This window comes from Streptomyces sp. cg40 (assembly GCF_050320165.1).
In the GTDB taxonomy this organism is placed as follows: domain Bacteria; phylum Actinomycetota; class Actinomycetes; order Streptomycetales; family Streptomycetaceae; genus Streptomyces; species Streptomyces hokutonensis.
In genome coordinates this window covers 1,342,634-1,368,382 of sequence record NZ_CP190128.1, presented here as the reverse complement: position 1 = coordinate 1,368,382, position 25,749 = coordinate 1,342,634, and the positions used below count along the sequence as shown (strand labels likewise).

Annotated in this window: 17 protein-coding genes; 6 read left to right on the top strand and 11 right to left on the bottom strand. The window is 72.2% G+C overall.

Annotated features, from left to right (window positions below; translation table 11 throughout):
• Window positions 1–25: 25 nt before the first annotated feature.
• On the top strand, window positions 26–1,759 hold the full coding sequence (locus tag ACQHII_RS06065; protein WP_427918253.1) for a hypothetical protein: 1,734 nt from the start codon (window positions 26–28) through the stop codon (window positions 1,757–1,759).
• Window positions 1,760–1,817: 58 nt separating this feature from the next.
• Here the strand turns inward: ACQHII_RS06065 and ACQHII_RS06060 are convergent, their stop codons facing one another.
• From ACQHII_RS06060 to ACQHII_RS06035, 6 genes are all read right to left on the bottom strand, one after another.
• A complete protein-coding gene (locus ACQHII_RS06060) occupies window positions 1,818–2,459 on the bottom strand; it encodes a cutinase family protein (protein WP_427918252.1) in 642 nt (213 codons plus the stop codon).
• 95 nt (window positions 2,460–2,554) lie between these two features.
• Complete coding sequence (locus ACQHII_RS06055) at window positions 2,555–3,808, bottom strand: PucR family transcriptional regulator (RefSeq protein WP_427918251.1); 1,254 nt, start codon at window positions 3,806–3,808, stop codon at window positions 2,555–2,557.
• A gap of 122 nt (window positions 3,809–3,930) precedes the next feature.
• Window positions 3,931–4,854, bottom strand: a complete 924-nt coding sequence (locus tag ACQHII_RS06050) for an alpha/beta hydrolase (protein WP_427925238.1) — start codon at window positions 4,852–4,854, stop codon at window positions 3,931–3,933.
• Between the two features lie 113 nt (window positions 4,855–4,967).
• Entirely contained in the window at window positions 4,968–8,972 is a 4,005-nt protein-coding gene (locus ACQHII_RS06045) for an acyltransferase domain-containing protein (protein WP_427918250.1), read from the bottom strand.
• A complete protein-coding gene (locus tag ACQHII_RS06040; protein WP_427918249.1) occupies window positions 8,969–10,711 on the bottom strand; it encodes a fatty acyl-AMP ligase in 1,743 nt (580 codons plus the stop codon). The genes ACQHII_RS06045 and ACQHII_RS06040 overlap by 4 nt, the downstream gene beginning before the upstream one ends.
• Before the next feature lie 69 nt (window positions 10,712–10,780).
• Window positions 10,781–12,355, bottom strand: coding sequence for an acyl-CoA carboxylase subunit beta (locus ACQHII_RS06035; RefSeq protein WP_427918248.1), 1,575 nt, complete (start codon window positions 12,353–12,355; stop codon window positions 10,781–10,783).
• A 146-nt stretch (window positions 12,356–12,501) separates the two neighbouring features.
• On the opposite strand from ACQHII_RS06035, the gene ACQHII_RS06030 reads away from it, so the two are divergent.
• Complete coding sequence (locus tag ACQHII_RS06030) at window positions 12,502–12,735, top strand: hypothetical protein (protein ID WP_427918247.1); 234 nt, start codon at window positions 12,502–12,504, stop codon at window positions 12,733–12,735.
• Window positions 12,736–12,747: 12 nt separating this feature from the next.
• Here the strand turns inward: ACQHII_RS06030 and ACQHII_RS06025 are convergent, their stop codons facing one another.
• Window positions 12,748–13,314 carry a dihydrofolate reductase family protein gene (locus ACQHII_RS06025; protein ID WP_427918246.1) on the bottom strand — a complete coding sequence of 189 codons (567 nt, stop codon included), beginning with the start codon at window positions 13,312–13,314 and terminating at the stop codon, window positions 12,748–12,750.
• A gap of 182 nt (window positions 13,315–13,496) precedes the next feature.
• Between ACQHII_RS06025 and ACQHII_RS06020 the strand changes: the two genes are divergently transcribed.
• On the top strand, window positions 13,497–14,984 hold the full coding sequence (locus tag ACQHII_RS06020; RefSeq protein WP_427918245.1) for a substrate-binding domain-containing protein: 1,488 nt from the start codon (window positions 13,497–13,499) through the stop codon (window positions 14,982–14,984).
• A 2-nt stretch (window positions 14,985–14,986) separates the two neighbouring features.
• Here ACQHII_RS06020 and ACQHII_RS06015 read toward each other — a convergent pair whose 3' ends face one another.
• A complete protein-coding gene (locus tag ACQHII_RS06015) occupies window positions 14,987–16,156 on the bottom strand; it encodes a glycoside hydrolase family 76 protein (protein WP_427918244.1) in 1,170 nt (389 codons plus the stop codon).
• 204 nt (window positions 16,157–16,360) lie between these two features.
• Here ACQHII_RS06015 and ACQHII_RS06010 point away from each other — a divergent pair, with 204 nt between their 5' ends.
• Both ACQHII_RS06010 and ACQHII_RS06005 read left to right on the top strand, forming a co-directional pair.
• Window positions 16,361–17,974 (top strand): glycoside hydrolase family 27 protein, encoded by a 1,614-nt coding sequence (locus ACQHII_RS06010; protein WP_427918243.1) that lies wholly within the window; start codon window positions 16,361–16,363, stop codon window positions 17,972–17,974.
• A 33-nt stretch (window positions 17,975–18,007) separates the two neighbouring features.
• Entirely contained in the window at window positions 18,008–19,468 is a 1,461-nt protein-coding gene (locus ACQHII_RS06005; protein WP_427918242.1) for a glycoside hydrolase family 76 protein, read from the top strand.
• Window positions 19,469–19,475: 7 nt separating this feature from the next.
• On the opposite strand, the gene ACQHII_RS06000 is transcribed toward ACQHII_RS06005, so the two are convergent.
• Window positions 19,476–20,393: a pyridoxamine 5'-phosphate oxidase family protein gene (locus tag ACQHII_RS06000; protein ID WP_427918241.1), complete on the bottom strand. Its 918-nt coding sequence runs from the start codon at window positions 20,391–20,393 to the stop codon at window positions 19,476–19,478.
• On the bottom strand, window positions 20,390–21,088 hold the full coding sequence (locus ACQHII_RS05995; RefSeq protein ID WP_427918240.1) for a hemerythrin domain-containing protein: 699 nt from the start codon (window positions 21,086–21,088) through the stop codon (window positions 20,390–20,392). Before ACQHII_RS05995 ends, ACQHII_RS06000 begins: the two co-directional genes overlap by 4 nt.
• Before the next feature lie 167 nt (window positions 21,089–21,255).
• Here ACQHII_RS05995 and ACQHII_RS05990 point away from each other — a divergent pair, with 167 nt between their 5' ends.
• The gene (locus tag ACQHII_RS05990; RefSeq protein WP_427918239.1) at window positions 21,256–24,684 is read left to right on the top strand and encodes a BTAD domain-containing putative transcriptional regulator; all 3,429 of its coding nucleotides are present in this window, start codon (window positions 21,256–21,258) and stop codon (window positions 24,682–24,684) included.
• Between the two features lie 20 nt (window positions 24,685–24,704).
• Here the strand turns inward: ACQHII_RS05990 and ACQHII_RS05985 are convergent, their stop codons facing one another.
• On the bottom strand, window positions 24,705–25,604 hold the full coding sequence (locus tag ACQHII_RS05985) for an amidohydrolase (RefSeq protein ID WP_427918238.1): 900 nt from the start codon (window positions 25,602–25,604) through the stop codon (window positions 24,705–24,707).
• Window positions 25,605–25,749 lie beyond the last annotated feature (145 nt).

The window sequence follows — 25,749 nt, the reverse complement described above, 5'->3', positions numbered from 1 at the left end:
GGCGCGAGCGCCCTACGGTCCGGCCATGAAGACGAGTCGCAGCACAGGACGGACAAGGGCAAGGACGTGGCGCGGTGCCGCGCTGGCGGTACTGGTGACCGCCGGGACGGTCACCGCCGCCGCCCCGCAGGCGCAGGGCGAGAGCGCGCGCACCGAGACCCCGGTCGCGTCGACGCATCCCGCCGACGGGGTGGTCGAGTCGGTGGTGCGGGTGAAAGTGCCGTTACCGCAGTCGTTCGGCGCCCGCCCGGCGGCGTGCGACTGGCTGTCGTATCTGCGCTACCGCTCCGCCGACGGGCCGCGCGCCTCGGCCGACGCCGACCGGATCCTCGTGGCCCAGCCCGGCATCCTCGAAGGGGCCGGAGCCTTCGACAGCGTCGCCCGTAACACGGTCGCCCAAGCCGCCGCCCAGGGACGGCACGTCGAGTTCTGGGCCCTGGACCGGCGCTCCAACTGCCTTGAGGATCCCACCGGTATCGCCTCCGGCGACCAGCACACGGCCGTCGACTACTACTACCGCGGCAGGGCCGTCGACGGCCGGACCTTCGCCGGGTTCGTCGGCAACGACCGGCTCGGCTGGATGGCGGGACTCGGTATCGAGCAGACCGTACGGGACGAATACGACCTGCTCGTCGCCGAGTTGCCCGACCAGGGCACGCGCAGGAGCAAGGTGCTGTGCGGCGGGCACTCGCTCGGCGGGGTGATCACCGGGTACTTCGCGGCGGCCGACTTCGACGGCAACCCCGCCACCCTGGCCGACGCCGGACAGAACCAGTGCGCCGGCTACTTCGCCCTCGACACCACGATCTCCACCTCGCTCGCCGACCTGAGCGGCAGCATCCCCGACGACACCAACCTGCCTGATATCGGGCTCGGTTACGCCGTCGTGCAGGCGGGGCTCGACAGCGGGGTGCTGTCGCGCTCGCTGTCCGCGCCGGTGCTGCTCAACCCCGAGACGATGACCCTGCTCGCCATCGCGGGCCTGGGCGCCGCACGCGACCCGGAGGGTGAGTCGGACCTGCCCGCCGATCTGCCCTCCAACGTCAACATCGAGGCCACGAACCGGTTCCTGTTCTCCAAGGACACCGCCACCTTCCTCACCGGCTCACCCGCCGTGAAGGACTTCCGGCTCACCAACGACGCCGTGCTCGGCGCGCTCATGGACGACAACTCCGAACCGCTGGCGTTCCTGCAGAGCAGCGTGGGCCTCTTCGACGGCGGCCCCCTCACCGACAAGAACTTCCCCGCCGCCAACGGCAGTTCGGGGCAGTCGCAGCTGTTCGGCGTCGAGTACAAGGCGATTCCGGCACAGCCGCACGGCCCGCTCTACACCTGGCGGAACTACGACCGGGCCGGCGCCGCCGACGACCCCGGGTACCGCTCGGCCGACGGCACCCCCTTCACCAACGCCTCCAAGGAGGTCACCGACATCCACGAGCTGGCCCGCAGCATGGGGGAGCAGCCGCTGGACTTCACCGAGCAGTACTTCCCGACCAAGCTGGTCACCGACATCGAGCTGGCCACCTCACCCCAGGTCAAGCAACTCGTCGTCCACCCGGGCGGGTTGACGGCCAACCCGACGCTCACCGTGCTCGCGGGCGACGGACTCCTCGCGGGCCGCATCCCGACCGACCTGCACCCGGTGATCGCCCCCGGATACCAGCACTTGGACGTCCTGACGGCGGCACCCGCGCAGAACAACGGCAGGCCCGAGATCGTCTCCAGCAGCCTCGCGGGGTTCGCCGCGTCGCCCAAGTAGCCGACGGCGACAGGGGCCCGGGAGTATCAACTCCCGGGCCCCACAGCGCTGTTGCGGCTCAGACCTTGCCCGCCGCGAACGTCGCCGCCGCACCGGCGTCCGAGGTGTAGCCGAGGTGGGCCAGCACGTCCGTCCCGCCGTTCTGACAGATCGGGTCACCGGCGGCGCAGAAGTCGATGGTGCGGCTCTGATAGATGCCGGTGACGCTCTTGCCGAGGGCACGGATCGGGTTGCCGAACAGCAGCACCGCGGCGACCCTCGGCTCGACGGCCGCCGGGATCGTCGCCACGATCGGGCTGCCGACCACCGCGCCGTCGCTGCTGATCCCCATGGAATTGTCGACGACATTCGCGCCCTGCGAATAGCCGACGAGAATGAAACGCTGATTAGGACAGGCCGCCGCCTGCGCGTCGACGTGGTTCACCACATCGAGATTCCCCGTCGCGGCGGACGTCGGGGAAAGGTCGGCGGGATAGTTCACCGCATAGCTGGAGAGGGTCTTTCCGGTGATTTTCTGCTGGAGCGCGGAGAACACCGGGTCGCCGACGATCAGACCGAGAGTCCCCGGCTCGAAGGTGCCGCGAGCCGCCACGACGTCGAGGTCCGCGCAGGTGGCGGCCGACGCCGTGGGCGCGGTGAGAGTGGCGAGACCGGCTCCGCCGAGCAGCGAGAGCGCGGCCAGGCACAAGCGAATACGCATGAGAATCCTTTGAGGGTGGGGCGCGTGCCACGCGCCTGTGGAAAGGACACCTCGAAGGTATTCGCGTTGTTTCACCGGGTGTTATGGACGGGAATTCAGAAACCGTCCCTGTTTTTGTCGGCGCGTGAGTCGCGCTCGCCCTCCCGCGACGCAGCCGAGCGCAGCGCGAGAATCAGATCCAGGCGAGCGCCCGGGTCGTGCAGGGACTCACCGAAGAGCTTCTCCAGCTGGCGCAGGCGGTAGCGGACCGTCTGCGGGTGGATATGGAGCCGGGCGGCCACATCGGGGACGTTGCTGCCGCTGAGCAGCCAGGCGAGCAAGGTCTCGGCCAGCCGGGCGCGTTGGCCCTCGGAAGCCGCGTCGAGCGGAGCCAGCACCCGGGTCTCCAACTGCGCGAGCAGCGGCTCGTCGCCGTGCAGCAGCAGCGTCGAGAGATGGTCGGCGCACAGCACCACGCCCTGCCGGGGCAGCACTCCGCGTCCCATCAGCCCCAGCGCCCGCGTGGCCCAGCGCAGCGACCGCGCGGCCTCCGACACCGGGACCGTGGGACCGACCGCCGCCGGACGGCCGCCCAGGCCGAGCACGAACGACCGCCCGCCGAACCGGCCGTAACCCTCCGGGTCCGGTACCAGCACACGCGGCGGCCGTGACTCCATGTCGGCCAGCGCGCCGGGCATCGCCGGCGGCCGGTCCTCGGCGCGCGGGTCCGCGGGCGCGGCCAGTGCGATGACGGCGACCCGTGAAGGCACCCGCCACCGCGCGCCGTGCGCCAGGTCCTGCACCTCCTCTGCGGACACCGGCCCGTCGCCCAGCAGCAGATCGAGCAGCCGTCCGCGCCGCCGCTCCAGCTCGTCCGCGCTGTGCGACCGTGCGTCCGCGTAACCGGCGGCCGCCGCCTCGGCGACCTCGTGCACGGTCTGGAACGCCAACTCACCCAGCACGGCCACGACTTGTGAATCCAGACCGAGTTCCTCCGCCGTGCGCCCCATCAGCCGCCAGGCGTGCAGCCCGCCGACCCGTAACGCGGACTGCACCGCGTCCAGGCTGCGGCCGTCCAACGCCACACCGCGCCCGATCTCGTAGTACGTCGTGGCCATCGCGGACCGCTGGTCGCGCGGGTCCGCGATGTGGTCGATGAACAGGGTGAGCGCCTGCACCACACCGGCCCGCAGGTTCTCGCGGTAGACGGCACCCGACGGCAGCCCGTACTCGGGCACCTGTCTGCGGACCTCTTCCTCCACCTCGTCGGCCACGCGCGGGAGTTGGGCACGCAGCAGCTCGGCCAGTTCGGGCGGGACCGGGGCGGCTGCGGGATCGGCGGGTACTCCGCGCGGGGTGGGGACGGCCACGACGGACACTCCTTTCCCCCGGAGGCGGCTCACCCACGGACCGTTGCCCGTGGGACGAGGGGGACGTCCCGTGTTGGACGGCCGTCCCCTGCGCTCCGTTCCGTGCCCCGGCTGCACCGACATCACTCCGGCAGCCCCAGCGCGGCGGCGAGCATCGGCCACGAGGCGGTGAACTCCCCTTTCCAGTAGGCCCAGCTGTGCCCTCCGCCCGGATAGAAGTGGGTGGTGACCGGAATGCCGAGCAGCGCGAGCACACCGGTGAAACTGTGCGCGGACGGCCACAGCAGACTCTCCAGCGCCTCGGGCAGCCAGTCGCCCGAACCCCCGGCCACGCCACTGCCGTTGGACACGTACAGCGGTGTGCCGCGCAGCCCGCCGGCCTGGGCGCGCGGATTGAAGGCCCGCCAAGTCAGCCCGTTCAGCAGGGGGTTGCCCCACAGCGTGAGGGGCGACAGGTTCTCGCGGGCCACAATGGTGTCCACCAGGGAGGGCACTCCGGGCGCCGTGGTGTCGAGGATCCCGCTGTAGGACGCGGCGGCGGTGAACGCGCCCGGATGGCGGGCCGCGTGCGCCATCGCGCCGTAGCCCCCGGTGGATACCCCGGCGACCGCCCGCACACCGGACGCCCGGTAGTCCCGGGCCAACAGCGCCGGAACCTCCAGGAGTTGGAACGTCTCGTAGTCGGGTCCCTCGCGCCAGACACTGGGGATGCCGGTGGGCCCCGCGTCCGGCATCGCGACAATCAGCTCGCGCCCCTCGGTGAAGGCCTCGATGTCCGTCTCCCGCGTCCAGGACGTGTAGTCGTCGTGCGCCCCGTGCAGCAGATACAGCACGGGATACGTCCGACCGGGCTGCGCGGCGAAGTCCGACGGCAGGATCAGCCGCACCGGAGCACTGCGGCCCAACGCGGGCGAGGACACGGACACGTCGAAGGTCCGCGCCGAGAGCCGCGTCGCGGCCCTGGCCCGTCCCACGCCGCCCGTCGCACCGAACAGGACGGCGAGCCCGGTGGCCGCGGCGACCCGCGTGGCGGCGCGGCGGGACATCCCGCCGGAAGGGGGCTGCGGGAGGGCGGCGCGTGGGGGGATTCCGACGGGGTGCTGCGGTGTGGCGGGGCGGTGGTGCGGCATGGCGGCTCCTCGGTAGGAACGGCGGGTCCTCAGGCCGGTGCGGTGGATTCGCCCGGTGAGGCCAGCACCCGCCGCAGATGGGCGGCGATCTCGTCGACGTGCGGCGGGTCGAGCAGCGAGAGGTGGTGCCCCGACACCGGTACGACCGTCAGGCGCGGGCACACCTCGTCCCAGCCGAGCGCGTCGTCGTCCCGTTCGTACGCCGGGTCGCGCACGGTGTGCGGCGCCGGTTCCGTGGCCCGGTACAGCACCACCGGGCCCTCGTACCGGCCCGGCCGGTGTGCCTCGCCGATCCGCAGATCCAGGTACGAGGCACGCTGGTGCTCCAGCACGGCGGGCGGCACCCGCGCGGCCCCGCGCAGAGTGCGCAGCACGGCGTCGATGCGTGCGCGGTCGTCGTCCATGGCCACCAACTCGTCGTATGGCAAGGACAGTTGTACTCCGTACGTATCGGCGACGTGCCGGGCGAAACCGGTGAGATGGGCGCGGACACGGCCGGGCCGGTGGAGCGGGCGTACGGAATCGATGAGCGCGACGAGTTCGACGTCCAGCCCGGCGGCGACGAGGAGCCGTGCCGTCTCCTGGGCGAGGAACCCGCCGAAGGACCAACCGGCCAGCACACAGCGCCCGTTGGGATGAAAAGCCGTGATCTGCTCGGCGTAGCGCCGCGCCTTCTCCGACACCGTACGGGCGTCCTCGATCCGGTCGAGACCGTGCACCGGTCGTTCGTCGCCCAGGTGTTGGGCGAGTGTGCGATAGACGTCGGTGGTGCCGCCGGCGGCGTGGAAGAGGAAGAGCGGGGCGTGCGAGCCGCCTGCGCGCAGTGTGCGGAGCGGGGGCGGTTCATCGGTCAACTGCCTTATCCGGTCCGCCACTTCGTCGATCGTCGTGGCGGCGAACAAGTCACGCAGTTGCAGCTCGATGCCGAACTCGCGGTCCAGGGCGGTACGGATCCGGACGGCCAGCAGGGAATCCAGGCCGAGGTCGGCCAACGCGGTGGTGGGGGTGATACGGGCCGTGGGATGGCCGGTGACGGCGGCGATGTGGTGACCGACGCGGGCGACCACCGAAGCGGGTGGGGACTCCACGACAGCGGTGGGTCCCGGCGACCGATCAGGTGTTACGCGTCCCCGCCCGTCCGTCCACCAGTACCGGGCATGCCGCCAGCGCGGCAGCGGAAGGTCGACGACCCGGCCGGCCGGTACCGGCAACGACAGCCCCGCCGCGTACAAGGCGCCCAACTCCCCGAGAAACGCGGCGGATCCGGCCGCGTAGCGACGCAGCGTGCCCACGGTGAGTGCGCCGGGCACGGTGTCGGCGACGGCCCGGGCCAGGACCGGATGTGGCGAGATCTCGACGAAGGCGGTACGACCGTCCGCCGCGGCCGCAGCGAGGGCCCGGTCCAGTCGCACCGGCCGGCGCAGGTTGGCGGCCCAGTGCTCGGCGCCGTACTCGCAGGCGCCGCGCGGGTCGTCGAGGACGGTGGAGTAGACGGGGATGCGCGGTGACCGTCCCCGGAGGTCCGCGAGGGCCTCGACCAGTTCCGGTAACAGCGGGTCCACCTGGGGCGAATGTCCGGCGCCGACAACCCGCATGGCCCGCGCGGCACGCCCCCGCCGCTCAAGCCGCCGCACCAGCCGGGCGACCGCCACCTCGTCACCGGTGACGACCTTCTGCCGGGGCGAGGAGTGCACGGCGACCTGCACACCGGGGAACTCCCCTTCCAGGTCGGTCAGTTCACCGTCCTCCAGGTCCACGACGGCCATCGCGCCCCCGCGCAGCCCACCAAGCAACCGGGCCCGTACGGCGACGACCCGAGCCGCGTCCACCACGTCCAGCGCGTCCGCGCACACCGCGGCGGCCACCTCGCCCAGGGAGTGACCGATCACGGCGGCGGGTTCGACGCCGTAGGACCGCCACAGCTCAGCGAATGCCAACTGGGTTCCGAAGAGCACGGGTTGGGACACGTCGAGGCGGTCGAGGGGGTCGGCCGAGGCGAGGTGTGCGCGGAGGGAGAAGCCGAAGACGTCGGCGAGCTGGGCGTCGAGTTTCTCGACGGCGGCGGCGAAGGCCGGTTCCTCCGCGAGAAGTTGGCGTCCCATGCCGGTCCACTGGCTGCCGTAGCCGGAGAACACCCACACCGGACCGCCGCGCCCCACCCGGTCGCGGTCGTCGGTGACCACCCGAGGGTCCGGGGTGCCCTGCGCCAACGCGTCCAGCGCGTCGGCCAGTTCGTGTCCGTCGCGGGCGACGACGGCGGCGCGCACGGGCCCGCGCCCGGTACGTCCCGCGAGCGTGCGGGCCACGTCGGCGGGACGGGCCGCGCTGCCGACGGGCGTGCGCAACCACGCGGCGAGCCGGGCGGCGGTGTCGCGGACCCGCTCGGTGTCGAGGTCGGAGAGGAGATGGAGGCGGGCGGCCGGCTCCCCGGCTCCCTGGGCCGGAGGCGCGGTCGGCCGCCATTCCTCCAGCACCGCATGGGCGTTGGTGCCACCGAAGCCGAAGCCCGAGACGCCTGCGGTGGCCGTGCCGCCGTAGCGGGGCCAGGGTTCGGGCTCGGTGACGAGGCGCAGTCGTGCGTCGGGGAGTGAGGTCCCGTGCAGCGACGGCGGGACGAGGTCGTGGTGGAGGGCGAGGACCGTCTTCACCAGACCGGCGAGACCGGCCGCGCACTCCAGATGACCGAGGTTGCCCTTCACCGAGCCGAGCAGCAAGGGCTGTTCGCGGTCACGGCCGTCGCCCAGCACCGCGCCGAGCGCGCCCGCCTCGATCGGGTCGCCCAGCGGAGTGCCGGTGCCGTGTGCCTCCACGTAGTCCACGTGGGCCGGGGCGAGTCCGGCGCGCCCGTACGCCGTCGCCAACAGGGCCTGCTGCGCGGCCGGGTTGGGGGCCAGCAGGCCGCCCGAGCGGCCGTCGGAGTTGACGGCGGTGGCGCGGATCACCGCGAGGACGCGGTCGCCGTCGCGCTCGGCGTCGGACAGCCGTTTCAGCAGTACCGCCGCGCAGCCCTCGCCGCGTCCGATGCCGTCGGCCGTCGTGGCGAACGGCTTGCAGCGGCCGTCCGGCGCGAGCGCCCCCGCCCGGGCGAAGGCGACGTCGACGGCGGGGGAGAGCAGGACGTTCACCCCGGCGGCGATCGCCGTGTCGGTCTCGCCGTCGCGCAGGCTCACGCAGGCCTGGTGAAGAGCGACCAGGGAGGACGAACAGGCCGTGTCCACCGCCATGTTGGGACCGTGGGTGTCCAGGACGTACGCCAGCCGGCCCGACGCCACACTGAGCGCCGCGCCCGCCGGGGCCCAGGGGTCGACGGCGTGCGGGTCGGCACCGGTGAGGCGGCCGTACTCCGGGGCCGAGACGCCCACGTAGATGCCGGTGGCCGTGCCCGCGAGGGCCGCGGCCGGGACGGCGGCGTGGTCGAGTGTCTCGCGCACGACCTCAAGGAGGATCCGCTGCTGCGGGTCCATCACCGCGGCCTCGCGCGGACTGATCCGGAAGAAGTCGGCGTCGAACCCGGCGATGTCGTCCAAGTAGCCGCCGTACAAAGGAGTTTCGGCGGGCGGGAACGGCGTGAAGTCGCCCCATCTGTCCTCGGGTACTCGTCTGATCGCGTCGACGCCGTCGATCAGCAACTGCCAGTAGCCGTCCGGGCCGTGGACTCCGCCGGGCAGCCGACAGCCGACGCCGATCACCGCGACGGGCTCACCCGGCGCTGCCCGCACGGCAGGTGCGGGAACGCCGAGCGGGGAGGGCCGGGAGTCCGTGCCGCACAACCGCGCCACCAGGGCGTCGACCGTCGGTGCCTCCCACAGCAGCGTCGCCGGCAGGTCGTGCCCTGTGAGCAGCGACAACTCGCCTGCCAATACGACCGCGTCCCGCGAGGACATGCCGAGTTCGGCCAGCGGCCGGTCCGTCGTCACGTCATGCGCCGGCGTGCCGCACCACTCGGCCACCCGTTCCACGATCCGCAGCCGCAGCGCGTTCTCGTCGGCGGCCGTCGTCCGTTCCCCCGTCCCGCTCCCGTCGACGGCCGTCATCCCGCGCTCTCCGTGGCGTAGTCGCCCTCCAGGTACCGGGCGCGGGTCAGGGCCCGTGACACCTTGCCGCTGGAGGTGCGGGGCACGGTGCCGGGAGCGACCAGGACGACATCGGCGAGCCGCAGCCCGTGCCGTGCGGACACGGCCGCGCGCACGGCACGCGTCAGGGCCGGTACGTCGAGGTCGCCGAGGCTGGTGGCGCGCGTGTGTTCGGCGACGACCACCACCCGCTCGCCCGCGCCGCCCGGCACCCCGAACGCGGCGAGCCGGTCCCGCCGTACGGCCTGGTGCGCGTCCTGGGCGGTGGCCTCGACGTCCTGCGGATAGTGGTTGCGGCCGTCGACGACGATGAGGTCCTTGAGCCGGCCGGTGACGATCAACTGCCCGTCCAGGACGGTCCCGAGGTCACCCGTGCGCAGCCAGCCGCCCGGTGCGTCCGCGCCGAGCGAGGCGCCGAACACCCGCCGGGTCTGTGCGGAGTTGTTCCAGTAGCCGCGCCCCACATTGGCGCCCTGCACCCAGATCTCCCCGACCTCCCCCTCGGCCAGCAGGGCTTGGGCGACCGGATCGACGATGCGCACCCGCTGCCCGACCGGAGTTCCGCACCCCGCGAGGAGCACGGCGCGCGGATCCTCGGGGCGCGCGGGCAGCGCCTTCCCGGCGGCGAGGGCGTCCCGGTCGAGGGCGAACCGGCCGAGCGGCCGGCCGGGCCGGGCGGCGCTGACGAACACGGTGGCCTCGGCGAGCCCGTACGACGGACAGTGCGCCTCCGCCGCCAACCCCTGTGCGGCGAACGCGGCGTGGAAACGGTCGGCGGTGCCGGGCCGGACGGGTTCGCTGCCGTTGATCAGCGCGGCGACCCCGTCCAGCCGCAGCCCCTCCTTCTGCGCCTCGGTGACGGCGGAGGCGCAGTAGTCGTAGGCGAAGTTCGGCGCGGCACTCAGCGCGCGCGGATGCGCGGCCAACAGCCTGAGCCAGCGCGCCGGTTCGTGCAGGAACGCGGCCGGGTCCATGAGGACCGACGGCAGCCCGCGTACGACGGGGGCCGCCACGCTCAGCACCAGCCCCATGTCGTGGTAGAGCGGCAGCCAGCCCACACAGGTCACCGGATGCGCGTCGGCGCCGTAGGCGGCAAGCGCCTGGCGGGCGTTGGCGACGACGTTGGCGTGGGTGATCTCCACGCCGGCCGGGGCCCGGGTCGACCCGGAGGTGTACTGGAGATAGGCGGTCGCGTCCGAATCCGGCTCCGGCGCCCGCCAGTCGAGGGCGGCGGTGTCGGGCACCCGGTCCGCCGCGAGGACCGGCACCTCCGCGCGCTCGCAGAAGTCCGTCACCTCGGTCAGCACCCGGCCGGTGGTCACCACGACCGCGGGGCGCGCGTCCCCCAACACCCCGACGAGCCGGTCGCCCTGCCCCGGCAGACCGGGCGGATACAGCGGTACGGCGACCATCCCGGCGGCCAGCGCCGCCAGGAACCCGGTGATGTACTCCGTCCCCTGCGGGCACAACAGGGCGACCCGCGCCCCGGGTTCGGCCTGCTCGGCGAGTTGGGCGGCCAGCGCCCGTACGCGCAGATCGAGGCGCTGCCAGGTCAACGTGCGGTGTACGCCACGGGAGTTGGGGGTGGGATGGTCGACGAAGGTGAACGCCCGTCGGTGCGGGGTGAGTTCGGCCCAGTGCCGCACGTACTCGGGCAGGGTCCGGTACGCGGGCGCGAGCGGCGGGCGGCGACTGTCCATCGGACGGGCTCCTCACGAACAGCAGGGAGAGCGGCAGGGGGAGTGGTGTGCACGGGCTGAACTCGGCGGTCAGAGCGGGATGTTGCCGTGCCGCCGCTCCGGCATCGGGGCGCGCTTGCCCCGCAGCGCGCGCAGGGCCCGGCCGACGTGGACGCGGGTGTCGCGCGGCGCGATGACGTCGTCGACGTACCCGCGCTCGGCGGCGAGGTACGGAGTCCCGTGCGTGGCCTCGTACGTGGCGACCAGGTCGGCCCGCAGCGCCTCCGGGTCGTCCGCCGCGGCGAGTTGACGCCGGTGCAGCACCCCCACGGCGCCCTCCGCGCCCATGACGGCGATCCGCGCGGTCGGCCACGCGAGGTTCAGGTCGGCGCCGAGATGCTTGGAGCCCATCACCGCATAGCCGCCGCCGTACGCCTTGCGCACCACCACGGTGACCTTGGGGACGGTCGCCTCGGCGTACGCGTACAGGAGTTTGGCGCCGCGCCGGATGATGCCGCCCCGCTCCTGGCTCACGCCCGAGAGATAGCCGGGGACGTCGGCGAAGGTGAGCAGCGGGATGCCGAACGCGTCGCAGAACCGCACGAACCGCGCGGCCTTCTCGGAGGCGTCGATGTCGAGGACTCCCGCCGAGTGCAGCGGCTGATTGGCGACGACCCCGACACTCGCCCCCTCGACCCGGGCCAGCGCACAGACGATGTTCGGCGCGAACAGCTCCTGGACGTAGAGGAGTTCACCGTCGTCGACGACCGCGCGCAGGATGTCCCGCATGTCGTAGGCGTGCCCGAGCCGGTCCGGGACGACCTCGTCGAGCGGGTCCCCGGCGGCGACCGCTCCGGGCGCGTACTCCGGGGGCCGCTCCAGGTTGTTGGCGGGAAGGTACGACAGCAGGTCGCGTACGGTGTCGAGCGCGTCCTCCTCGTCGGCGGCGAGGAAGTGGGCGTTGCCGTTCACGGAGTTGCTGGTGCGGGCGCCGCCGAGTTCCTCGGCGGTGGTGCGTTCGCCGGTGACCGCCTCGATGACGTCGGGACCGGTGACGAACATGTGCGAGGCGCCGTCCACCATGACGGTGAAGTCGGTGATGGCGGGGGAGTAGGCGGCGCCGCCCGCACACGGGCCCAGGACGACGGAGATCTGCGGGATCACCCCGGACGCCTTGACGTTCCGCCGCACCAACTCGGCGTACAGAGCGAGGGAGTTGACGCCCTCCTGGATGCGGGCGCCCCCGGAGTCGTTGAGCCCCACGACCGGACACCCGGTCTTCAGGGCGAGGTCCATGAGCGCCACGGTCTTCTCGCCGAAGGCCTCGCCCAAGCTGCCGCCGAAGACCGTGGAGTCCTGCGCGAACACACAGACCGGCCGTCCGTCGACCGTGCCGTACCCGGTGACGACCCCGTCGCCGTACGGCCGCCCGGCACCGTCCCCCACCGATCTCGCCCGCACGAACACACCGGTCTCCGCGAACGAGCCCGCGTCCAGCAGCCGTTGGATCCGCTCCCGCGCACCTAGCGCCCCGTGTCTTCTCGGCACGCCCGTGACCACCGCCCGCGCCCGTCGCTCTTCCAGGTCGGCGATGCGGCCGGCGGTGCGGTCCGCCGAGGGTGTCACTGCCGTCAGGGATGTCGTCGCCTCTAGCGTCACAGCCACCTCCGAAGTGGTTCTCGAATATGGCAGCGATTCGGCGAGGGACCGGAGGATCGCCGTTCTGTTTGCGGGAGTTGAGTCCCGGGCGACGGAGGTTCGTCCTGAGGTGACAACGGATCGGCGACGGCAACCGCAGCCGGCTCGCCCCGATGACCGGCAACACGGCGGGCATCGGCCCGGTCACCGGCGTCACGATCTCCAACGTCCGCGTCCGCAACGCCGGTACGACCGCCGCCCGCATCAACGGCCTCCCGGGCGCCCCCATTTCAGACATCAGCCTGAGCCACATAGTGATGCCGGGAACGACGACCGGGGCAACGCCCCCGACCCAACTCAACCTCACCGACCTGTCGGACCACGACGGCCTGACGATCACGCCGTGAGGCCGGCCGGGATCAGCGTTGGCCGGCAGGCTTGCTGGGCAGTTCGGCGCGACTGCCCTTGCACGAGTACACGATCTCCACCGAACCACCGGGGAGGGCACGCTGGCGTTCGAAGACCAGCCCGGTGTCGGGACTGAGCATGGGCGTCAGCTGCATCCCACCACCGAACAGCATCGGCAGTACGACCAGTTCGAGGGTGTCCAGTGCCCCGAGGGCGTGGAACGTCCCGATCGTCCGCGGGCCCCCGATGAGGTGGACGTCGCCGCCCCGGTTGGCCGAGCGGAGCTTCGCCAGCAGCCGCGCCGGGTCACTGTCGGCGACGACATGGTCAGGGGTGCCGTCCGGACGGTGCGAGCCGAGCACGAACACGTCGAGCTCCGGCCACGGCCAGCGGCTGTTGGAGAGCGCGGGCTCGAACGTGGTGCGGCCCATCAGCGCCGCCTCGCAGCCTTCGAGGAACTCCCTGATCCCGTGGCTCTCACCGGAGACGAACGCGGGGTCGGCGGTCTGGGCGGGCCACCCGTTCGGCGTGGTCACATAGCCATCGGCACTCATGCTCATACGGGCACGGATCTGCATGTCTTCTCCTCGGGCGTCCGGCGGCCGGCCATACGCTCGGCACCCCGAACCTCTCGTCGACGAATGGACAGTACTTGCTGATCACGGAGCCGCGGCCCGCCCGGATCCCGCCTCGCGGGCCGCGCCTCCACCCACCCGTCGAACGGGGGATCCGCAGATCGACACGCTGCCGAGAAATCCCGATGCTGTGGAGCGGCCAGTGGCTGGCCGCCGGCTTCCTCAGCGACAAGCCGAAGACCAAGTACGGCTTCGCCCCGCTTCCCCAGCAGACCAAGGCGGCCACCCTCTACGACGCGGTCGGCATCTGCACCCAGTCGTACAGGCAGAACGCGGACGCCACCTTCAAGGTCCTCAAGCACCTCGACTCCACCGTGTGGAGCAAGGTACTGCCCGACTCCCCGGTCGCGGCCCCGGCCCAACTCTCCCGCTATTCGCACGACTTGATCACCGCCTACTGGCCGGACATCCTCAACGGCAAGGAGCCGCTGTCCGACCTTCAGACGATGACCGGCAAGATCAACGATGTGATCAGGAGCAACGGTTGGGGCCGTAGGCCGAGCGGCGGGCCGGGACCGGAAACGTATCCTGGGCGCGGTCCCGGCCCCTGGTACGCGATGGAAGGTTGGTCTTCAACCCACGTGAGAAGTCGTCCCCCGCACAGCCAGAACACCAGGCCCACGATGCGCGACGTCGCGGAGCGGGCCGGAGTCGCCGTCGTCACCGTCTCCCGCGTCGTCAACGGCGTCGGCACGGTCCGGGAGGAGACGGCCGAGCGCGTGAACGCGGCGATCACCGCCATCGGCTACCAGCGGAACGAGATCGCGCGCTCCCTGCGCCCCGGCCAGAACTCCATGACCATCGGTCTGCTGCTCGGCGACCTCACCAACCCGTTCTACGCCTCCCTCGCCAAGGCCGCCGTCGAGGTCGCCAACGAGGCTGGCTACGCAGTGCTGTTGAGCACCGCCGACGAGGACCCCGAGGTGGAGCGCCGGGCCGTCGGCGAGCTGATCGGACGCCGGGTCGCCGGGCTCATCATCGTCCCCGACCAGGGCGACCACGCCTTCCTCGACGAGATCAACGGCCACGACCACGTGCCCATCGTCTTCGTCGACCGCCCGGCCACCGGCGCCGAGGCCGATGTCGTCCTCGTCGACAACGAGGAGGGCGGACGCAGGGCCACCCAGCACCTCGTCGACCAGGGCCACCAGCGGATCGCGATCCTCGTCGCGCCCTCCTACTACAGCACCGGACGCCGGCTGCGCGGCTACCGCAAGGCGCTGCGCCGCAGCGGCATCGAGCCCGGCAAGGACCTGGTCGTCACCCTGCGCGCCGGCACCACGGAGGAGGCCGAGGCCGCCACCCGCACCCTGCTCACCTCCGCGAACCCGCCCACCGCGGTCTTCTCCACCACGGGCTTCCTCACCGAGGGCGTCCTGCGCGCCTGCCGTGAGCTCCAAGTCTCTCCGGCGGTAGTGGGGTTCGACGACTTCAAGCTCGCCGACATGCTGCCCACCCCGGTCACGGTCGTCACCTCCGACACCGAGGAACTCGGCCGCAGGGCCGCCCATATCCTGCTGGACCGTATCGACGGCGACGACTCCCCCTCCCGACGCACCGTCCTCCCGGTCGAGTTGATCGCGCGCGGCACGGGGGAGATCGGGCACCCGTAACGTCAGTACAGTGTCCGCCACTTGGCACGCGGCCAGGCGAGCACGGCGTAGAGCTGCGCCAGTGCCGCTTGCTGGATCGCCTGGGTGCCACCGGCCGTGTCGAAGTGCACGAGCCCGGTGGCGGGATCGCGCATCGTGTCCCACACCTGGTCGGCATAGTCGGACATCGCCCGGTGGTAGGTGTCCTTCCCGGTCACCGACTCCAGGAGCAGCAGGTTCTTGAAGAAGATCGAGTTGAAGAACACGGGCTGCGTGAACAGCCGCCCCTGCGTGACGTAGTAGGCGTACGCGGCGGCGGCAACCCGCTCCGCCCGGCGCAGATGGGCGCGGTCCCGGGTGACCTGGTACAGCAGCACCGCCACACCGACCGGCACGCCCTGGTTGTAGGACCAGAACGTCTTCTCCACGGTCCCCTGGAGGTCAAGGTGGTCCCAGTACAGGCCACTTGGGCTCTGGAGGTGTGTGTTCGTCCAGTCGTGGAAGCGCTTCGCCCAGTCCAGGTAGTCGGCTTCGCCGGTGATCTGGTGCAGCCGCAGGGCGAGTTGGGCGCCCGGCATGTTCGAGACGGTGTTGCGGTCGTGGCTCCAGTCGGCCTGCGTCCAGAAGACCCCGCCCGGCGCGGCATGCCCGCTGTCGGTGTCCCAGCCGGACCTGACCAGGGTGAAGATCTCCTTCGCGCGGGCCAGCGCGGCGGTGTCCCCGGTCTGGAGATACCGCTGGATCTTGGCCAGGCCGACCCATTCGTTGTCGTCGTAGAACATGTCCCCGCCCGAGCCGAACGGCGCGACCGGGTAGGAGGCGTAGCCGGGGAGGCCGGTGGTGCCTCCGCCGGGCTTCCAGTAGTGCTCCTGCGCTGCCGCCCGTCGGGCCAGTTCCGGCTCGAACTCCCGATCCACGGCGGCGAGATCGAGGGCGGCGATGTGCACCTGCGAGAAGGGCCATTCGTACGAGTACGGGTTGTCGCCGGCCGCCGCCGGGAGCTGCTCGCGGACGAGCCCGGAGCCGTCGGTGGTGTCGAAGTGTCTTTTCAGCGCGGAGTACGCGTTTCTCGCGCGGGACAACGCCTTTGCGGAGCCGGGCCGTTCGGCCGCGTCCGCCGGTGTGACGGCCGTCGCCGTCAGTGCGGCCAGACCGGAACCGATCATCACTCGCCGGGAGGGGCGCAGGGACATGATGGCCTCCAAGGGTGCGGGTGATGAAAACGTTGTCATCGACTCAGGAGACCGTCAACGCCTCTGACGGCACGGGCAGTTCACTCCCGGTTCATTCTGGTCCGGACCATTGACGGCCGAAGCCGGCGGGTGGAACCCTCGCGATGGTTACGTTTCCAACGGTGAGTTCGTGCAGCCCCCCACGGCGAAGCAGGAGACCTCGACATGACCGTTCCGGCACCGTTCAGGAGACGTCTGAGCGCCGCCCTCACCATGGCGCTGCTGCTGGCCCTCGTCCCGGCCCTGCTGGTACTGCGCGCCGCACCGCCCGCACATGCCCTCGACAACGGCCTCGCCCGGACGCCCCCGATGGGCTGGAACGACTGGAACGCCTTCGGTTGCGACGTGACCGAGCAGCTCGTCGAGCAGACCGCCGACCGCCTCGTCTCCTCCGGGCTGAAGGATGCCGGCTACCAGTACGTCAACATCGACGACTGCTGGATGACCTCGGCCCGCAACGCGGCGGGCCAACTCGTCCCCGATCCGGTCAAGTTTCCCGACGGCATCAGCGGTACCGCCGCCTACGTCCACAGCAGGGGTCTCAAGCTCGGCATCTACGAGAGCGCCGGCACCGCCACCTGCGCCGGCTACCCCGGCAGCCTCGGCCACGAGCAGACCGACGCCGACAGCTTCGCCGCCTGGGGCGTCGACTACCTCAAGTACGACAACTGCAACCACCAGAACGTGCCCGACCAGCAGCGCTACACCGCGATGCGCGACGCCCTCGCGGCAACCGGCCGCCCGATCGTCTACAGCCTCTGCAGCTGGGGCCTCGCCGACGTGTGGACCTGGGGCGCGGGCGTCGGCAACAGCTGGCGCACCACCGGCGACATCAACGTCAACTTCTCGACCGTGGTGTCCATCTACAAGGCCGACGTCAAACTCGCCGCGTACGCCGAGCCGGGCGCCTGGAACGACCCCGACATGCTGGAGGTCGGCAACGGCATGTCGTTCACCGAGGACCGCTCCCACTTCAGCCTCTGGTCGGAGATGGCCGCACCCCTGATCGCCGGCACCGACCTGCGCAAGGCCACCGCCGCCACGCTCTCCCTCTACGGCAACAAGGACGTCGTCGCCGTCGACCAGGACTCCCTGGGCAAGCAGGGGACCGAGATCTCCAACTCCGGTGGCCTGCACGTCCTTTCGAAGCCGCTCGCCAACGGTGACGTCTCGGTGGTCCTCTTCAACGAGAACTCCTCCGCCGCCACCATCACCACCTCCGCGACGGCCGCCGGCCTTCCCTCGGCGTCCTCGTACCGGCTCAACAACCTCTGGTCGCACGTGATCAGCTCCACCACCGGCACCATCTCGGCGAGCGTCCCCGGCCACGGCTCGGTCATGTACCGGGTCTCCGCGGGCAGCGGCACCAGCGTCGGCACCACGCACCCCCTGATCGGAGCCTCCTCCAACCGCTGTCTCGACGCCTACAACGGCGAGACCACCCCCGGCACCAAGATCGAGATCTGGGACTGCGGCGGCGGCACCAACCAGGCCGTGACCATCACCGCCGCCGGTGAACTCCGGCTCTACGGCGGCACCCAGTGCCTGGACGCCTACAACAACCAGACCGGCAACGGCACCAAGGTGCAGCTCTACACCTGCAACGGCGGCGCCAACCAGAAGTGGAGCCTCAACCCCAACGGCACCGTCACCGGCACCCAGTCAGGCCTCTGCCTCGACGTCACCGGCGGCGACCAGCCCGCGGGCAACGTCAACGGCATCGCCCTGGAACTCTGGTCCTGCAACGGCGGCGCCAACCAGCAGTGGCGCCTGGGCTGACCGCCCGCATCCCCCCACACCCACGGAGTCGGCATGACATCAACAGCTAGACGAATCAGGCGGGTCGGGACCGGTCTGATCGCCGCCCTGGCCCTGTTCGTGCCGGTCTCCACCGGTGTCGCGAGCGCCGCAGCCGAGGCGACGATCTGCAACAAGTACTGCGACGCCCGCGACCCCGCCCTCTCCCCGGGAGACCGGCAGCCGGTCTCGGCCACCATCTACTCCCGCACCCTCACCCTGCACTTCGACGACACCGACGCGATGGGCTGGGCCTCGATCACCAACGGCAGCCCCGGTGACGAGGTCTGGCTCGACCGCTCCTTCGACGGCGGCCGCACCTGGAGCTCGGGCAGCAAGCTCGGCGACACCACCATCCCTACGGGGCAAGGGGGTTGGCGCACCCTGATGTACAACGTGGACGACTGGAACGCCCTGGGCGTCGGCGCCCTGCGCGCCTGCGGCAAGGCCGGTGACCGGGCCGAGATCGCCTGCACGCAGTGGGCCCGGACGACCTGGAACGCCGGCAGCCGCGCAACTGCCGCCGCCACCGCGCTGATGCAGTCCTACAACCTGGGCACCGGCCTGTTCGACACCACCGGCTGGTGGAACTCCGCCAACGCCCTGACCGCCGTCATCGACAACATCCGCGTCACCGGAATGGGCAGCTACCAGTACGCCATCGCCAACACCTACGACCGCAACCTCTCCGCCCAGGGCGGCAACTTCACCAACGACTACATCGACGACACCGGCTGGTGGGGACTGGCCTGGGTCGACGCGTACGACCTCACCGGCGACTCCCGCTACCTCGACACCGCCCGCGCGGACGCCGACTACATGGCCCGCTACTGGGACTCCACCTGCGGTGGTGGCGTGTGGTGGAGCACCGCCAGGACCTACAAGAACGCGATCGCCAACTCCCTCTACCTGGAGCTGAACGCGGCCCTGCACAACCGCATCGCGGGCGACACGACGTACCTCGGGCGCGCCGACGCCGAGTGGTCCTGGTTCAAGGGCACCGGCATGATCAACGGCTCCCACCTGGTCAACGACGGCATCGACCTGGCGACCTGCGGCAACAACGGCGACACGACGTGGTCGTACAACCAGGGCGTGCTGCTCGGTGGTCTCTCGGAGCTGTACCGGGCGACCGGTGACTCCGCCCTCCTGGCCACCGGCCGCCAGATCGGCGACGCCTCGACCACGTCGGCGGACCTCAACTCCGGTGGGATTCTTCGGGAACCGTGCGAGGCGAGCGGCTGCGGTGGTGACGGGCCGTCGTTCAAGGGGGCGTACATCCGGGGGCTGAGTGCCTTCAACTCCCGTCTGTCCGACCGCCCTTACGCCTCCTACATCGCGCGGCAGGCCACCACCGCCTACGCGAACGACCGCAACGCCCTCGACGCGTACGGGCTGCACTGGGCCGGGCCGCCGGACTCCACCGACGCGGCCCGGCAACAGAGCGCGCTCGACCTGATGAACGCGGCGAACTGACGATCCGTCACTTCCGTTTCGCGGATGCCGCCAAGGCCTTGAACTCGTCCCAGCGCACCCGGGGACGGGTCAGGCCGCGCCGTTCCAGATAGCGGGCGGTGGCGCGGCGGGTGTCGCGCAGGACGCGGATCGCGTCGGTCGGGCGGCCCGTACCCATGGGCTCCACCACCTTGACGGGGATCAGCAGCCAGCCGTCGTCCGCGGCCTTCAGGGTGCCCCGGACAAGGGTGTTGTGCATGTTGTTCAGCTGCTCGTCGTGCCGGTGCACCAGGAGCGAGGCCGGGCCCTCGGTCGCCGCGCAGTCGGCGGGCACCTCCACCGCGAAGCCGTCCCCGGCCGGTACGGGCCGGGTCCGGGCGAGCACCGGTGCCCCGGACGCGTCGCGCGCGGCGAGCACCGCCGAGGAGAAACGGGCGAGTTGGGCCGCGCCCGGCAGCAAGGACAAGGCCTCCGGGGCCTGTTGGTCCGCCGCGGGGAGCGGCGGTCGTACGACGATCTGGTCCGGGGTGACGGTGATCAGCAGCCGGAGGTAGTACCAGTCCATCAACCGTCGCAGGGGAGGAGAGACGTACGCCCTGCTGTGCGGCTGCCGTTCGAAGAGCATCCGCCAGTAGTCCTCTGCTCCCTGAGGACCCGTCATGATCTCGTCGGGGCACTCGGCACGGCCGCCGACGAATATCTGCGGGGCGTGGTCGAGGCCGCTGCCGGTGGGGTCGGAGAAGAGGAGGGCGACGCGGCCGTCCCGGCGGATGTTCAGCGCCTTCTGCGCGAAGGCCAGGGACGTGCTCAGCAGGAGCGTGCCGTCCTTCCGCCGCCGCACGGCGGTCGGCCAGGCCGGCGGTGTCCCGTCGCGGCCGAGGGTGACGAACTCGCAGGTGCGGTAGGCGTCCAGGACGTCGAGCGGCGCGGAGTCGAGAAGGGTCATCGGCTCTGCTCCCCGTCCAGCGGAGCGCGTATCGCCCGGCAGGCGGCGGCGTACTGGCGGCGGCCGACGGCCTTCCAGAGCAGCCGGCCGACCAGCGGGGTCCGGTCGAGGAAGTACGCCTGCTCCTCGGGTGTGGCGTCCTCCAGGATCGCGCCGAGCGCGATCAACAGCCTGTTCCTGGGGATCCGTTCAAGACCGCGGCGCCCGACCAGGTCCCATTCCTCGACCGAGAGGTGTTCCGCGACCAGGGGCAGCACCGACTGCTCCTCGTCGTCGAGGTGTTCGAGCAGCACGGCCACGTGCTGCTCCAGCGCGAGCGCCAACTCCTCGCCGGCGACGGTGTCCGCCGCCCGCTCCCACGCGGCCGTCCACTCCGTCACGACCGTCAGGCTCACGTCGACGCGCTGGTGCTGCTCCCCCATACGGGCCACCAACTCGCCGTCCGGCGCCCGGCTCTGGAGGTGCGGCCAGATGAGGTCGTCCTCGACGGAGTGGTGGCTGTGCAGCCCCGCGACGTACTCGCGCAGATGGTCCGCGACCTTCGTGGCCCGGGCCGTGTCGCCGTCGGGAACGGCCCGTACCAGGCGGGGCAGATACGCCGACTCGCGGCGGAAGACGCGGTGGACCACGATCATCTCGTGGGTGTACGGACGCTCGGCCGTGGGAAGGTCGTCCGTCGTGCTGGTGGGTGACACGCTTGCTTGCTCCAACGATCGGATATCGGCAACAGCCTCCCAGGGTGGTGCGGCCCTCTTGGCGTCCACTTGGCGCGGTCGGCCGCGGTGCTCTCCGCAGGCCTGTGGGAAGGGCGTTTATCGTCCGTTGACCGGGCTTCGACACGGCTCGGGTAGATTCCCGCGCCGTGCTGCGTATTCGAGTCCTGGGTTCGTTGGGCGCCGATGACGAGGGGCGACCGGTGGAACTCGGCGCTCCACGCCAACGGGCCGTGCTGGCGCTGCTGATCGCGGCCCGCGGCACCGTCGTGCCCGTCGACCGGATCACGGACGCGCTGTGGCGCGGGGCACCGCCGAACCGCGCCATGGTCTCCCTGCACACCTACGTGTCCCACCTGCGCCGCGCCCTCGAACCGGGCCGGCCGCCACGCACCCCGGCGACCGTGCTGGTCACCTCGCCTCCCGGCTACGCCCTGCGGCTGCCCGAGGACGCGGTGGACGCCTGGCGCTTCGAGATCTCGGTCGCCCGCGCCCGGCAGGCACCGGCCGAGGAGGCCCGCGCACTGCTCGCCGAGGCGCTCGCCTGGTGGCAGGGCCCGGCCTTCGCGGAACACGCCGACGAGGCCTGGGCCGAGCCGGAGGTGACCCGCCTGACCGCTCTGCGCGCCGAGGCCCGCGAACTCGCCGTCGCCGCCGACCTGGGCACCGGCCGCCCGGCCGAGGCGGTACCGGCCGCCGAACTCCTCGTACGGGAGAGCCCGTTGCGGGAGGAGGGCTGGCGGCTGCTCGCCCTCGCCCAGTGGGCCTGCGGACGACAGGCCGACGCCCTCGCCGCGCTGCGGGGCGCGACCCGGGTGCTGCGCGAGGAACTCGGCTGCGACCCCGGCCCGGCACTGGCCGAACTGGAACAGGCGGTACTGAACGGACGGTTCGACGTACTGCGCGCCCAGGCGCCGCGCCGTGTCGAACTGCGCCCAGACGCAGGCGCGTTGGCCGCCAGGCACAGTGAACACCGGCCCGCGACCGGCGGGTTCGGCGGCGAAACCGGCCTCGTCCCGAGCCGCAGCGGTGAACCGCGCGCCGGAGCCGGCCTCTTCGTGGGCCGGGACAGCGAACTGCACGCGGTGGACACCGCCGCGCGGGCCGCCCGGAGGCGGGGCGGTGTCGTGCTGGTCACCGGCGAGGCCGGGGTGGGCAAGTCGGCACTGCTCGGGCGGGTCGAGGGACGGCTGCGCTCGGCCGGATGGACCGTGGTGGTCGGGCGGTGCCCCCAGTACGAGGGCGCGCCGCCCGCCTGGGCCTGGGCGGAGGCACTCGGCGCGCTGGCCCGCGAACTGCCGCCCACCCGCCCCGCCGAACTCGCCGTACTGCTGCGCGAACAGGACAGCGCGGCCGTCACGACCCGGGACGAGGCGACCGCCGGCCGTTTCCGGATGCACCGCGCCTTCGCCGCCTGGCTCCGCGCGGCGGCCGGTGAGTTCCCCCTCGCCGTCGTCCTGGAGGACCTGCACCGGGCCGACGGCGAGACCCTCGCCCTGCTCGAAGCCGCGGCCGCCGTCACCGGCGTACCCCTGCTCACCGTCGCCAGCTACCGGCCCGCCGAGGCGGGGGAGGACCTGGGCAAGACCCTCGCCCATCTCGCGCCCGTCGCACCGCGCCGCGTCGCGCTGAGCGGCCTGGCCGCGCACGACGTCGCCACCGTCGTCGACGCCGTGTGCGGTGAAACCGTGGACCCCTGGACGGTCACGGCCCTCGCCGAACGGACCGGCGGCAACCCCTTCTACGTCCTGGAGAGTGCGCGGCTGCTGGCCAGCGAGGGCGCCCTCGTCGCCGTGTCCGAGGTCCCGCAGGGCGTACGCGACGTGCTGCGCAGACGGCTCGCCCTGCTGCCCGCCACCGCCCGCGCGGCCCTGCGGCTCACGGCCGTCGTGGGCCTGGAGGCCGACGCGGCCGTCCTCGTCGACGCGGCCGACACCGACGAGGACACGGTGCTGGAGGGCCTCGACGCGGCCCTCGCGGCGGACCTGCTGACCGAATCCGGCCCCGGACGCGTCCGGTTCGTGCACGCGCTGGTCCGCGACACCGTGTACACCGACCTGTCCGGCGTACGCCGGGCCCGGCTGCACGCCCGCGTCGCGCACGCGCTGCGCCACCACCGGCCGCACGAACTCGCCGCGCTGGCCCACCACTTCGCCCACTCCGGCAGCACCGCGCACGCACCCCTCGCCGTCGACTACGCGCTCCGCGCCGCCGAGGCGGCCGAACGGCGCTACGCCCACGACGTCGCCGTGGACCTCATCCAGCAGGCGATCGAGGCCCGCGCCGCAGCCACCGGACCGGCCGCCGAACCGACCCAACTCGACGACACCGTAAGCCTGTTGGTGCGACTGCTGGGCGCGCAGCTCAGGGCCGGTTCCACCGAAGCGGCCCGCCGCACCCGGCAGCGCGCCGTCGAACTCGCCGAACAGGCCGACCGGGGCGACCTGGTGGCCGCGGTCTACGGCGCCTGGACCGAACCCTCGCCCTGGCGCAGCAGACTGGAGGGCTTCAGTGACCGGACCACCCTGGAGCGCCTGGAACGGCTCGCGGCCGATCCCGGCCTCGACGACCCCACCCGCGCACGGGTGTTGCAGGTCTGCGTCGAAGCGGTGGCGGCCGAGAACGCGCCCCGGGCCCTGGAAGCGGCCCGCACGCAACTCGCGCTGGCCCGCGCCAACGGCGAACCACGCCTGCTCGCCGCCGCGTTGATGACCTCGGCCAGGCTCCTGCCGCTGGAGACCCAGGCCGCCGCGCGGACCCCGCTGGTCGCCGAACTCCGCCGACTCGTCCACGCCCACGACCTGCCCGCCTACCGCTGGGTCCCCGAACACCTCGACGGCATGACCGCAGGCACGCTCAACGACCCCGCCGCGGTACGCCGGCACACCCAGCGGGGGCTCGAACTCGCCCACCGCTACCGCATGGTGTGGGCGCAGGGCCTGGGCGTCGCGACCTCGGCCATGCTGGCGACGGTCGCCGGCCGCTTCGACGCGGCCGAGGCCGGGTACGCCGAGGCCGACGTCCTGCTGCGCCGCGTCGGCTCGCACCACGCCAGCGGCCTGGGCACGCTGGGACTGACCACCGTCCGGCTCGCCCAGGACCGGGTGGCCGAGATCGAACCGGTGATGCGGAAGGTGTACGAGACCGTCGGCGCGCCCTGCGGAGTGGCGCTCGCCCTCATCCTGGCCCGCCTCGGCAGACTCGACGAGTCACTCGCGGTGCGCTGCCCGCCGGAACCCGTGACGGACCACCTGTACGGACTTGAGCTCGACTTCCGCTCCCAACTCGCGGTGCTGCACGGCGACTCGGACCTGGCGTCGGCATTGGTCCCGCAGCTGCTGCCGGTCCGTGACCAGCTGGCCGGCGCGGCCGGAGCCGCCTACGCGACCCGCCCCCTCGCCCACGCCCTCGCCGACCTGTACCGGCTCCTGGGCGAGGACGATCAGGCGGCCGACAACTACACCCTGGCCGAGCACACCGCCCTCGCCTGGGGCTCGGCCCACCTGGCGGACCGGGCCCGCGAGGCGACGGCGGCCCTGGCGGCGGCACGGGCGCGCCGCCGGACGTTCGCGACCTAGGGGGACCAGGAGCGGGCCCTTCACCCCTGTCCGGTCAGCAGCCTGCGCGGATTGGCGATGCGGAAGGCGTACGCCGCCGCTCCGCCCAGCCCGTGCCCCGGATGCCGCGGCGGCTCGGCGTACGGCCGGTCCGAGCCCTGGACCACGGCGTTCACACCGAGCGCGCGGACGGTCGCCTCGACGGCGGTCGGGCCGTAGGACGACGTCTCGACGAACACGCCGAGGTCGGCCCGTGCGGGTCCGCCGCCCCGGGCGGCGAGCCGCTCCCCGTGCAGCGGGGCGAGCCCGGCCAGCAGGGCGAAGCACACCCGCAGGCGCGGATGGCGCGGCCGGCCGAAGGCGTGGAAGGCGTACCAGGCGGCGTGCATCTGCTGGACGTACGGCACCATCGCGGGCCACCAGCCGGGGTCCGCCGGGGAACCCACCGCGGGCCCCGGGTGGACGAGGAGTGGGAGGTCGCGTTCCTCGAGCAGGTCGAGGAGCGGGGCGCAGCGGTCGTAACCGGCCGCGTCACCAAGGGAGTTGGCGGGCAGTTGGAGGCCGGCGAAGCCGCGGTCCAGGTCCTTGGCGGTCGCACTCGCGTCGATGTCCCGCACACAGGCCGCGGCCCAGGCCCCGAACGGCTCGGGCAGCGCCGCCGCGCCGTCGTGGTAGGCGTCGAGCAGCGGCCGGGCCTCGGCCGCGGGCAGCCACTCCACCCCGATCGGGGCCGACAGCGAGACGAGCACCCGGTCGAGACCGTCGGCGGCGGCGAGTTCCGCGCGCCGGGCGATGTCGTGGTCGGCCGGCGATATCCCGAAGGGCGGTTCACCGTCCAGGAACAGGGTCCAGCCGTCCAGATACGGCGGTTCGCGGCGGGCGCGCAGAGCCGTCACCAGTGAAGGGGTCCACAGGTGCTGGTGCACGTCGACGTTGGTCATGTCGCTTCTCCCGCCGGGGCGTTGGGTGTGCCGTCGACGACGACCACGGTCACCCATGGTCTCTCCCCATGTCCTGTCATGTGTGAACCTAGCCGCTGGACCGCCGATGATCGAGTGGTGGGGAGCGGGGGCCGGGCGTACCGTC

Excerpts from the sequence above, each read along its gene's own strand:
- ACQHII_RS06065 (WP_427918253.1), top strand. The coding sequence starts at position 26 with ATGAAGACGAGTCGCAGCACAGGACGGACAAGGGCAAGGACGTGGCGC.
- ACQHII_RS06060 (WP_427918252.1), bottom strand. The coding sequence starts at position 2,459 with ATGCGTATTCGCTTGTGCCTGGCCGCGCTCTCGCTGCTCGGCGGAGCC.
- ACQHII_RS06050 (WP_427925238.1), bottom strand. The coding sequence starts at position 4,854 with ATGTCCCGCCGCGCCGCCACGCGGGTCGCCGCGGCCACCGGGCTCGCC.
- ACQHII_RS06045 (WP_427918250.1), bottom strand. The coding sequence starts at position 8,972 with ATGACGGCCGTCGACGGGAGCGGGACGGGGGAACGGACGACGGCCGCC.
- ACQHII_RS06040 (WP_427918249.1), bottom strand. The coding sequence starts at position 10,711 with ATGGACAGTCGCCGCCCGCCGCTCGCGCCCGCGTACCGGACCCTGCCC.
- ACQHII_RS06030 (WP_427918247.1), top strand. The coding sequence starts at position 12,502 with ATGACCGGCAACACGGCGGGCATCGGCCCGGTCACCGGCGTCACGATC.
- ACQHII_RS06025 (WP_427918246.1), bottom strand. The coding sequence starts at position 13,314 with ATGCAGATCCGTGCCCGTATGAGCATGAGTGCCGATGGCTATGTGACC.
- ACQHII_RS06020 (WP_427918245.1), top strand. The coding sequence starts at position 13,497 with ATGCTGTGGAGCGGCCAGTGGCTGGCCGCCGGCTTCCTCAGCGACAAG.
- ACQHII_RS06015 (WP_427918244.1), bottom strand. The coding sequence starts at position 16,156 with ATGTCCCTGCGCCCCTCCCGGCGAGTGATGATCGGTTCCGGTCTGGCC.
- ACQHII_RS06010 (WP_427918243.1), top strand. The coding sequence starts at position 16,361 with ATGACCGTTCCGGCACCGTTCAGGAGACGTCTGAGCGCCGCCCTCACC.
- ACQHII_RS06005 (WP_427918242.1), top strand. The coding sequence starts at position 18,008 with ATGACATCAACAGCTAGACGAATCAGGCGGGTCGGGACCGGTCTGATC.
- ACQHII_RS06000 (WP_427918241.1), bottom strand. The coding sequence starts at position 20,393 with ATGACCCTTCTCGACTCCGCGCCGCTCGACGTCCTGGACGCCTACCGC.
- ACQHII_RS05985 (WP_427918238.1), bottom strand. The coding sequence starts at position 25,604 with ATGACCAACGTCGACGTGCACCAGCACCTGTGGACCCCTTCACTGGTG.